General features: G+C 59.8%; 7 protein-coding genes. 2 read left to right on the forward strand and 5 right to left on the reverse strand.

What is annotated here, in order from left to right:
- Window positions 1–75: 75 nt before the first annotated feature.
- Together ABD842_RS03560 and ABD842_RS03565 are read right to left on the reverse strand one after the other, a co-directional pair.
- Window positions 76–1,731, reverse strand: a complete 1,656-nt coding sequence (locus ABD842_RS03560; protein WP_345110162.1) for a T9SS type A sorting domain-containing protein — start codon at window positions 1,729–1,731, stop codon at window positions 76–78.
- 123 nt (window positions 1,732–1,854) lie between these two features.
- Window positions 1,855–4,695: a TonB-dependent receptor gene (locus ABD842_RS03565; protein WP_345110163.1), complete on the reverse strand. Its 2,841-nt coding sequence runs from the start codon at window positions 4,693–4,695 to the stop codon at window positions 1,855–1,857.
- Window positions 4,696–4,844: 149 nt separating this feature from the next.
- Between ABD842_RS03565 and ABD842_RS03570 the strand changes: the two genes are divergently transcribed.
- Both ABD842_RS03570 and ABD842_RS03575 read left to right on the forward strand, forming a co-directional pair.
- Window positions 4,845–5,735: a YicC/YloC family endoribonuclease gene (locus ABD842_RS03570; RefSeq protein ID WP_345110167.1), complete on the forward strand. Its 891-nt coding sequence runs from the start codon at window positions 4,845–4,847 to the stop codon at window positions 5,733–5,735.
- A gap of 321 nt (window positions 5,736–6,056) precedes the next feature.
- Window positions 6,057–6,599: a hypothetical protein gene (locus tag ABD842_RS03575; protein ID WP_345110169.1), complete on the forward strand. Its 543-nt coding sequence runs from the start codon at window positions 6,057–6,059 to the stop codon at window positions 6,597–6,599.
- A gap of 272 nt (window positions 6,600–6,871) precedes the next feature.
- Here ABD842_RS03575 and ABD842_RS03580 read toward each other — a convergent pair whose 3' ends face one another.
- Genes ABD842_RS03580 through gcvH form a run of 3 tightly spaced genes read right to left on the reverse strand, consistent with a single transcriptional unit; the run spans window position 6,872 to window position 9,009 of the window.
- Complete coding sequence (locus ABD842_RS03580) at window positions 6,872–8,197, reverse strand: M28 family metallopeptidase (protein WP_345110171.1); 1,326 nt, start codon at window positions 8,195–8,197, stop codon at window positions 6,872–6,874.
- A gap of 13 nt (window positions 8,198–8,210) precedes the next feature.
- Window positions 8,211–8,618, reverse strand: coding sequence for a VanZ family protein (locus ABD842_RS03585; protein WP_345110173.1), 408 nt, complete (start codon window positions 8,616–8,618; stop codon window positions 8,211–8,213).
- Window positions 8,619–8,628: 10 nt separating this feature from the next.
- The gene (gene gcvH, locus ABD842_RS03590; protein ID WP_345110175.1) at window positions 8,629–9,009 is read right to left on the reverse strand and encodes a glycine cleavage system protein GcvH; all 381 of its coding nucleotides are present in this window, start codon (window positions 9,007–9,009) and stop codon (window positions 8,629–8,631) included.
- Window positions 9,010–9,054: the final 45 nt, after the last annotated feature.

Here is a 9,054-nt window from a genome sequence, read left to right on the forward strand (position 1 = left end):
CCCCGGGGTGGGAACAGGCTTTTCTTCGCACACTCGTAATGTCTAATGATTCACCCGCTAACTGTTATACCTGGGCTACTTGGCTACCACGAAGCGCACCGTCTGGCTGGTTTCGCTGGTCGTTACGGTGGCCATGTACATTCCGTTTTTCAAGTCGGTAGGCAGGCTCAGCTGCTGGGGGCCGGCGCTCAGGCGGCCGGCTTCGATAACGGCTACCTTGCGGCCCAGGGCATCCACGATGCGCAGGGTGGCGGCATCCGCGCGCTGCAGCTCGAAGGAGAGCAGGGCCGCGCCGGCCGAGGGGTTGGGCGCGACGCTCAGGCCCTGCACCTGGTCGGAAGCCGACTTGGCGGCCAGCGTGAAGCCGGGGCGGTTGTAGCAGGTGGTTTGAGGGTTGAAGTTAGACCAGCCGGCCGCCCAGTTGGTGGTTCCGCCAAAGGCTCCGCGGAACGTGCCGGTTTTCTCGAAGAAGGCGTCCGCCAGCTTCGCATCGGCGAAGGCGGCGCCCGTGTTCAGCACCGAGCTAGCCGGCAATACCAGGTCAGGTACGCAGGGCGCGTTGCCGCAAGTGCCCGTTACCCGGAAGTTGTCGGCGTTCAGGCCCAGGTCGGTGCTGGCTGGCAAGGTAGTGTTGGCACTGCCCAGCCAGAAGCCCTGCACGTCGAAAGTGCCGCCGCTTTGCTGGGTGTAGGGAGTGGCCATACCCGCCATTACGTTGTTCTTGAGCACCAGCGTCCCGCCCGTGGCGTTGGCCTGTACTGCCGAGCCGTCCAGGGTCAGGCCCTGAGGCCAGCCCGTGAGCACCGAGTTGAAAATGGAGATGCTGGTATTGCGCCGCAGGTGCATGGCCCGGGTGAAGTTGGCCGTAGCACCGATGGGGTTAGGCAGGATGGCGGTGATGTTGGAGAAGACCGGGGCCGTGCGGGGCGTCAGCGTCGAGCCGGCCGCATCGTTATCCGACTCAAAAGCCGTCGAGCCCGATACGTCAGCCGAGTTAGGCTCGCGCACAACCAGACCGTACTGAATCTTGCCCTGGAAGCCGAAGTCGGTATCGAAGTCGTCGTCGGTAGCGGCAATGGCAATAAGGTGCTTGGCGTTTACCGTGCCCCCAAACCACTCGAAGGAGTCGTCGCCGCAGTAGGATACCTGTACATAATCGATGGTGGTGCCCGCGCCAACGCCGCCCATGGTCAGGCCGTTGATTTCGGAGTTGGGCTGGAAGGCAATACCGGGGAATTCGATGCGCACGTAGCGCAGCGTACCCGAGTTGTCGTTGGGGTCGGTACCGCCGTATACCGCGCCTACGCCACCTTCAATGGTCGGCGTACCGGCCTGGTTCACTGGCGCCCGACCGCAGAGGATCAGTCCGCCCCAGTCGCCGCGGGCCCGGGAGCCGGCTGGCTGGCTGGAGGTGAAAACGATAGGCTGCGCGGCCGTGCCGTTGGCTTCGATGCGGCCGCCCTGCTTGATGATCAGAGCGCCCTTGCTGGCTTTATCCCCCTTGATGATAGTGCCGGGCTGAATCGTCAGCACCGCGCCATTCTCCACGAATACGAAGCCGTTCAGCAGATAGACGTTGTCGCTGGTCCAGGTCGTGTTGCCCGTAATCGAGCCCGATATAGCAACGGTAGCTGGGGCAGCCGGGCAGACCGTCTGGGCCGAGACGCTGGCAACCGGGGTTGCGGCGGCCACGGCGCAGGCGAGAAGGGCAGGGAGTAGAAGCTTTTTCATGACAGTATGAAGGGATGAAGGATGGTCTGATTTGCCGGGGCGAAGGTCCGAAACCATAACGCCCACCGGGTCAGGATGGGCGTTATGGTTTCGTTAGCGGCGTGTTACCTTATTGTGTAGGCCCTAGAAGTTGTAGGTCAGGCCCAGCGTGGAATAGGTGCCGCGGCGGTAGCTCGCAAACGAAACCCGGGGTTCGTCCTTGCTGATCTTGCCATCCCGGTTCAGGTCGTAGTAACTCCGGTAGCGCTGGTTGAGCAGGTCCTGAATGCCGGCCTTCACCTGCAGGTGCTTGCCGACGCCCTTGGTCAGGGCGAGATCCACGACGTGGCGGGGCATCTCAATGGCGGAGAAGTTCTGGGTTTTGTCGCCCACGAAGGAGATGCGCTGGCCTACTACATTGTACTGGGCGGAAACCTGCCACTTCCGTTCGTCATCCTGAAAAAACAGGCCGGTGTTGACTACGAAAGGCGACTGGCCCTGCAACGCCCGGTCGGTAAGGGCAAAATTGCGGTTGGCGTCGTTGTCGGGCAGCCGGACGCGGCTCCGGATGAACGAGGCATTGAACACCACCCCGAGCTTCTGCAGAAAAGGATTCTCGGTGAGCTCCACGAAGCCTTTGCGGGCCTCGAGCTCGATGCCGACATCATAGGCCCTGTCGGCGTTCTGGTACGTGAGGTAGAGCTGGGAAGTGCCGACCGACTGGGTGGTCTGCTCAATGGCGTTGCGGAACTGCTTGTAGAACACCCCAATCGACAGCATCTCGGAGCGGGTCGGGTAGAACTCGTAGCGCAGATCCGCATTGTAGATGGTTGCCGTCTGCAGGCTGTCGTTGCCCGTGATGATGGCGTTGTTGCTGAAGTCGAAGTAGGAGAAGCCGGCAATTTCGCGGAACTCCGGGCGGTTCACGCTTACGCTGCCGCCCAGCCGAAGCAGGCTGCGCGGGTCGAAGTTGTAGGTAGCATTAAGCGAGGGCAAAGGAATGGTTTTGATTTCCTCGTACTTGGGCTCTTCGCCGCCGTCATCGAGGAAGCGCCGGTTGTGCTCCAGGCGCAGGCCCCCCGACAGGCTGAGCTTATCGGAAATAGGCGCTACCAGCCCTACGTAGCCGGCCAAGAGCGTATTGTCGGCCTCGTACGACTCGTCCGGCTTGGTGCCTTCTTCCAGCTTGAAGCCATTGACGGGGTCAATATTTTCCGGCGCGAAGATCCGGTCAATGGAGGACGTCAGGATAGCGTCCCGGTCGGGGCGGGCCGTAAACGCGTCGAAGTTGCTGTACGTGTAGGAGAAGTATCGCTGGTTATACTGCCGGGCTTTGCGCTCGGCATAGAAGCCCGCCCGGATCTTGTACTCGTTGGCTTTGGTGGTGTCGCGCCCCAGAATGCGCTGCTCCCACTGGCCGGCGCCGGTGTAGGTATCCTCCTTCAGCGAGGAGAAAAAGCGGCTGGCATCGAAGGGGTTACCGCCGTTGGGGATGACCACAAAAAACTGGCGGTTGGAATCCTCCGGGCGCTGGGCCCGGTAGCGGCTGTAGTCGGGCTCATCCCGGTACACGTAGTTGTAGCCGCCGGTCCAGGTTACGGTCGAGCGGCTGGCCGGGCCAACATCGTGGGTGCCCTGAAGCTGCCCGGAGTAGATGGTGCGGCTCTGGTAGTGCAGGGCATGGTCGTTGCGCTCCTGCTGCTCTACCTTGTCAACGCCCCGGCGGTTTACTACTTCATCGGTGCCATACTGGTTGAGGAAGTTGCGAAAGTCGATCCGGTTCCGGTCGTTGAGGCGCAGCTGCCAGTTGTGGATGACGCCCAGGCGCACGGCCGTCAGCGCGCGGGTGTCGTTGTAGTCGTACTGCAGCGGATACTTCTGATCAATCTCCACGAACTCGCCGGCCCGCTGGCGCGACTGGACGTACTGCTCGCGGGTGTTGGAGTAAGAAACCGACGTCACATTGCTCAGGTACATAGACCCGATTTCATACCGGCGGTTGATGCCCAGCGAAGCCCGCAGATCCGGCATGGCCTTGGCCAAGCTCGGCAGCCAGGCCGTGCTACGAAAGCTGCGGCTTATGGTGTTGATTTGCTCGGCCGGGACCTTATCCGGATTGATCTGCTCGCCCGGCACGGAAGCCGGCAGGTCCCGCCGCCCGTTGTCGAAGCCTAGCCAGTCGGTGCGGGTCCGGTTGCTGGTCATGTAGCCATCCTGAAAGGTCGTGCTGTTGCGCACCCAGCCCGAAAGGCTGAAGCTGGTCGAGTTTTCCAGCACCGAGTTCTTGGTATACACCTTCACTACCCCGCCGCCAAACTCACCCGGCAGCTCCGGTGAGCCCGACTTGAAAATCAGGATCCGGTCAATCACTGCCGAGGGCAGAATGTCGAAGGAGAAGGAGCGGGTATCAACTTCGGCCGACGGCGTCAGCGCGTCGTTCAGCAGTACCGTGTTGTAGCGCTCGGCCAGCCCCCGGATAACAATGAAGTTGTTGTTTTGAATCGTAACGCCGGGAATGCGCTTGACTACCTCGGCCGCGTCGCGGTCCAGAGTTTTCACAATCTGGTCGTTGCTCATGCCGCTGACCACCACCTCGCTCCGCTTCAGATCCTGAAGCAGCGCCACCTCGGTGCCGGTCTGCTTCTGACCCGTTACCACTACCTCTTTCAGGTTCTGGGCATTTTCCTCCATCACGCCGTTCAGCGTCGTTTTGGCATTGGCCGTTACTACTACGCCCGGCGTAATCAGCGGCTTGTAGCCGATGTAGGTCATGGTGATGTTGTAAGTGCCGGGGTCGAGCTTCAGCTCGTAGCTGCCGTCCACGTCGACCGGGGCGGCCTGAGTGGTGCCCGTCACCAGCACCGTGGCCCCAATAACTCCCTCTGCTGTCTTTTTATCCGTTACCTTACCCCCAATCGAACCTTGCTGAGCCAGCAGTAAATGACTGAGCGTGAAACAGAAAATCAGTAGAGCAAAGCGCCGCATACACCAGTGGTTTAAAACTTTTTGCAAAGCTACCCGCACCCTGTTACGCGAATATTTCGACAGCATTATGCTTGTGTTATGCGCCGGCTAAGCAGTTCATATTCTGTTAGAAACCGCTACTTTTGCGGCCGTTTTACCCTTCTCTGCCCATGCTCCAGTCCATGACCGGCTACGGTATCGCCCGCCGCGAAACCGACCACTACGCCGCCACCGTCGAAGTAAAGTCCCTTAACTCCAAAACGCTAGACCTGAGTCTGCGCCTGCCCCGCTTCCTGCAGGACCGGGAACTGGAAATCCGTAACCTGGCTACCAAGGCGCTGGTGCGGGGCAAGGTGAACCTGACCTTTGACTTCTCGCGTCCGCGTGGAGCGGCCCGGCTGGGGGTGGTGCTCAACCAGGAAGCGCTGCTGGCCGCCTACGGCGAGCTGGAGAAAGCGGCCGAGCTGGTTGGCGCCCCCAAAGACCAGCTCTTCGCCCTGGCTCTCAACCTGCCCGGGGTGCTGCAGGCGCCGAGTGCGGAGGCGGTGGAAGAGGAGGAAGAAGTGAGCTGGGACGAACTGTTACCCTTGGTACACGAGGCCCTGGAGCGCGTCAACCAGTTTCGCCGCGACGAAGGCCAGACGCTGACCACCGAAATAATGGGCTACGTGGAGCGCATCCGTACCCAGCTGCACCAAGTGGAGCGCTATGACCCCACGCGCATTGAGCAGGTGCGGTCGCGGCTGCAAACGCACCTGGCGGAGATTTCGGCCAATGAGCATTTCAACCCCATCCGCTTCGAGCAGGAGGTATTGTACTACATTGAGAAGCTGGACATCGCCGAGGAAAAGGTTCGGTTGGGCAGCCATTTGCAGTACTTCATCGAAACGGTAGGCCTGCCGGAGTACAGCGGAAAGAAATTAGCCTTTATTTCGCAGGAAATAGGCCGCGAAATCAACACCATCGGCTCCAAAGCCAACGACTCTACCGTCCAGCATCTGGTAGTAGGAATGAAGGAAGAGCTGGAGAAGATTAAGGAGCAGATCAACAATATCCTCTAAGTTCAATCGGCTGGGAGGTTGTTGCGCAAATGTTTGAAATTGAATTTTTTGCATATAATTTGGTATAGCAGTTTCCCAATACCAAATTGATGTTCGCAGAAAAGTTGCTTGCCCAATCCAAACGCAACAGTTCTTCGTAAATGCCCTGGAAGCTACTTCAAGCGGGTTTTTCTCGGTGGAGTATGTTAACTGCAAATTATTTCTTTAGGAAATACTTGCGGTTTATGTTTTTGTGCGTAAATTGTGTTATCCGAACAGAAGCCCTCTTCTAATCAGATGTTTTCTCAAGTTTTGAATTCCACCTTTTTTCAGTCTACAACTATGAAAAAAGCCCTACTCGCCCCTGTTCTGTGCCTGACGCTGATGCTGATGGCCTTCCGTCCATACGCTGAGGTCGAAATGATCAAAAAGCGCGTTCTGAGCGAGCGTGTCGAAATCCTGATTCCTAAAGGTTTCGAAGTGATGAGCGAGCAGCAAATGGACTTCAACTATGCCAAGTCCCAGAGCCGCCCGAGCGTCATCTATACCAACAACAAGGAGGCCACCATCGCCTTCACCTACACCGACAACACGGCCGATCAGGATATGATCGACATGTATGCCGACAACTTCTACAAGATGTACTCGAAGCAGTACAAGGAGGCGAAGTGGTTCAACAAAGGCGTAAAAGAGGTGAATGGCCGCAAAGTAGGCTACATGGAACTCATGAAGCCCGAACTCGGCCACGAGGTGTATAACCTGATTTTCTTCACGGATGTCGAAGGCAAGCTGCTGATGTGCAACTTCACCTGCGCCGACCGTCAGAAGCCCGAGTGGGAGACAGTTGCCAAGCAGATCATGAACTCGTTCAAGACGAACAGCTAAGCCGGATTTCCACTTATCGTGTTACTGTCCCAGAATTGTCCGCCGTCAGGCAGACGATTCTGGGACAGTTGCTTTTTGCCCTTACGGGCAGGTTGTTGATTGTCCTGCACCTTGCCCAGCCTGACCGGCGGGAAGGCAAACGCACCCTGCGACAAGGGCATCATCAGCTTCGGTTTGCATAGGCTCTAAGATCAGGAAACGATCCTGCTGCTGCTGCCAGCAGCTAGTGCCGGGTTTACTGGTAGTGGCCTGGCGGTAGGTGAAAGCCCTGCTTACGGCTGAGCCGCGCCAGCCTGTCCGCCCAGAAGGTTTAGGAAACGGGTCGTGAGCTTGAAAATCCCCAGGAAGCCCGTGAGCGGCAGGGTATCCGGTCGGTCGTAGATATCGTGGTAAGCCTTGATGCCCCCGCGGGTGTAGAAGAAAAAAGTGGGGACGCCCTGCTCGGCGAAGGGGAAATGGTCGGAGTTGGCCGCGCGGCCCCGCGCGGCCAGCTGCGGCACAAAGCGGCCGGTAGCATTGAGTTGGGTAAGCTGCTGAAACTGCCGTTCGAATAGCTTGCCATTGACTACCGTTATGCCTTCTTCCCCGGTTCCCAGCAGGTCCATGTTGATCAGAAAGCGGATCCGGCTGAGCGGAAACAAAGGGTGAGCCACGTAATGACGTGAGCCCAGCAACCCGGCTTCCTCGGCGCCGAAAGCCATAAAGGCAATGGAGTAGGCCGGCTGATTTTCGGGCTTGGCGTAGTACTCGGCCAAGGTCAGCAACATGGCCGTGCCGCTGGCATTATCGTTGGCACCCGGAAAAAAGGTCTTTTTACCCATCCGCCCCAGGTGGTCGTAGTGGGCCGTGACGACCAGGAAGGAATCGGGCTGCACGCGGCCGGGTACGTAGCCGATCAGGTTCTGCGTCGGGTACTGCCGCTCCAGGCGGGCGTCAAGCTGCACGGCCGCCTGCTGGCCGCGGCCCGACCAGCGCTTCGCCAAGACCTGCAGGCGGGGCTGCGCATGCTGCGTGTCGGCCAGAGAAGCCGTGAGCTTGTCGGGCACCAGGGTGATGAGGGCCGCGGCCTGGTTCAGATGAGCCGCAAAGGCGTCGGGCAGCGTGCGCAGCCGGTCGGCGTCGCGCTGTCGTAGCACCACCACCTGGCCGCTCAGCGATTGGGTGAGGAAACGCTGACCCGCGGCTTCACTGGTGAAAATCAGGGTGTCGAGGGGGAGCAGCGGACCCGCCACGCGGCCGGCGCCGGAAGCCGGGTCGGCAATGAAATCGGTGCCGGGCTGCAGCAGCCGGCCATCGACGCCCAGCGAAAAGGCGCCGGGAAAGGTATTGACCGTAATGGTGAAATCCTGCGCGTACTGCCGGGTAAAGGAATGCAGCTTGAGCGCTCGAAAGCGGCGGCGCAGGTACGTGGCGGCGCGTTTGCTGCCCTGCTCTACATAGCCGCGCCCGTGCATGTCGGGCGCCGCCAGGATGGTGATGGTTTCGCGCACCTTGCCCATATCCTGCCCCCGGACGGCATTGCCCACGCTGACCAGCAGCAGGCTCAGGGCCAGGGCGGCAAGGGGTTTAGGACAGAAGGCGGGTAGGTTCGGGGGCATGATACAGCGTCGGTTATTCCCACCAGCGGCGCACAGCCCACATACTGAGCAGGCCGAGCAGGGTGCCCAGGGCATCCCCGATAACGTCGGACCATTCGCCGTGCCGGCCCAGGTGCATCGTCATTTGCAGCCCTTCAATCAGGGTGCCAAACAGGATGCCGCCCCCGAGCATCAGGCTGAAGGCGTGCTGTCGGAGCCCGGGCCACCGCTGCTGGCGCCGGGCGGAGAAGTAGCTCAGCCCGGCCAGCACAAAAAAGACGAAGGCGTGGGCCGCCGTATCGAAGGAAATAAGCTCCCACGGTGGCACGGCCGGCATGTCCTGGGCCGGGGTGAGCGTGAGCACCAACACCAGCGCCGCCCACGTCAGCGGCAGGGCCACGAGGGGCCGGCGGCGAAACGAGGGCGGCGCGGTGGGGAGCATCGGGGCCGGATTAAGCGCCTACCAGCTCGCCGTAGGTATCGGCCGTCAGCAGCGCATCGATTTCGGCCGGGTTGGCAATGGAAATTTTAATGATCCAGCCGTCACCGTAAGGATCAGAGTTAACGGTTTCGGGGCTGCCGTCGAGCTTGTCGTTGATTTCCAGAACCGTACCCGTGATGGGGCTGAACAAGTCCGAAACCGTCTTGACGGCCTCTACCGTGCCGAAAACATCATTCTGCGCTACCTCTTTGTCGAGGGTGTCGATGTCCACATAAACGATGTCGCCGAGCTCTTTCTGGGCGTGGTCGGTGATGCCGATGAAGGCAACGTCGCCTTCCACGCGGATCCACTCGTGCTCTTTGGTGTACTTCAGGTTGGCAGGAAGATTCATGGGAATGATTTTGGAAAAGGGAAAAAAGCAAGGGTACTACGGCCA

Origin of the sequence: Hymenobacter algoricola, from assembly GCF_039539525.1 — a bacterium.
GTDB classification, from domain to species: domain Bacteria; phylum Bacteroidota; class Bacteroidia; order Cytophagales; family Hymenobacteraceae; genus Hymenobacter; species Hymenobacter algoricola.

Coding starts and splice junctions, on each gene's coding strand:
- ABD842_RS03580 (WP_345110171.1), bottom strand. CDS start 8,197: ATGCCCCCGAACCTACCCGCCTTCTGTCCTAAACCCCTTGCCGCCCTG.
- gcvH (WP_345110175.1), bottom strand. CDS start 9,009: ATGAATCTTCCTGCCAACCTGAAGTACACCAAAGAGCACGAGTGGATC.
- ABD842_RS03575 (WP_345110169.1), top strand. CDS start 6,057: ATGAAAAAAGCCCTACTCGCCCCTGTTCTGTGCCTGACGCTGATGCTG.
- ABD842_RS03585 (WP_345110173.1), bottom strand. CDS start 8,618: ATGCTCCCCACCGCGCCGCCCTCGTTTCGCCGCCGGCCCCTCGTGGCC.
- ABD842_RS03560 (WP_345110162.1), bottom strand. CDS start 1,731: ATGAAAAAGCTTCTACTCCCTGCCCTTCTCGCCTGCGCCGTGGCCGCC.
- ABD842_RS03565 (WP_345110163.1), bottom strand. CDS start 4,695: ATGCGGCGCTTTGCTCTACTGATTTTCTGTTTCACGCTCAGTCATTTA.
- ABD842_RS03570 (WP_345110167.1), top strand. CDS start 4,845: ATGCTCCAGTCCATGACCGGCTACGGTATCGCCCGCCGCGAAACCGAC.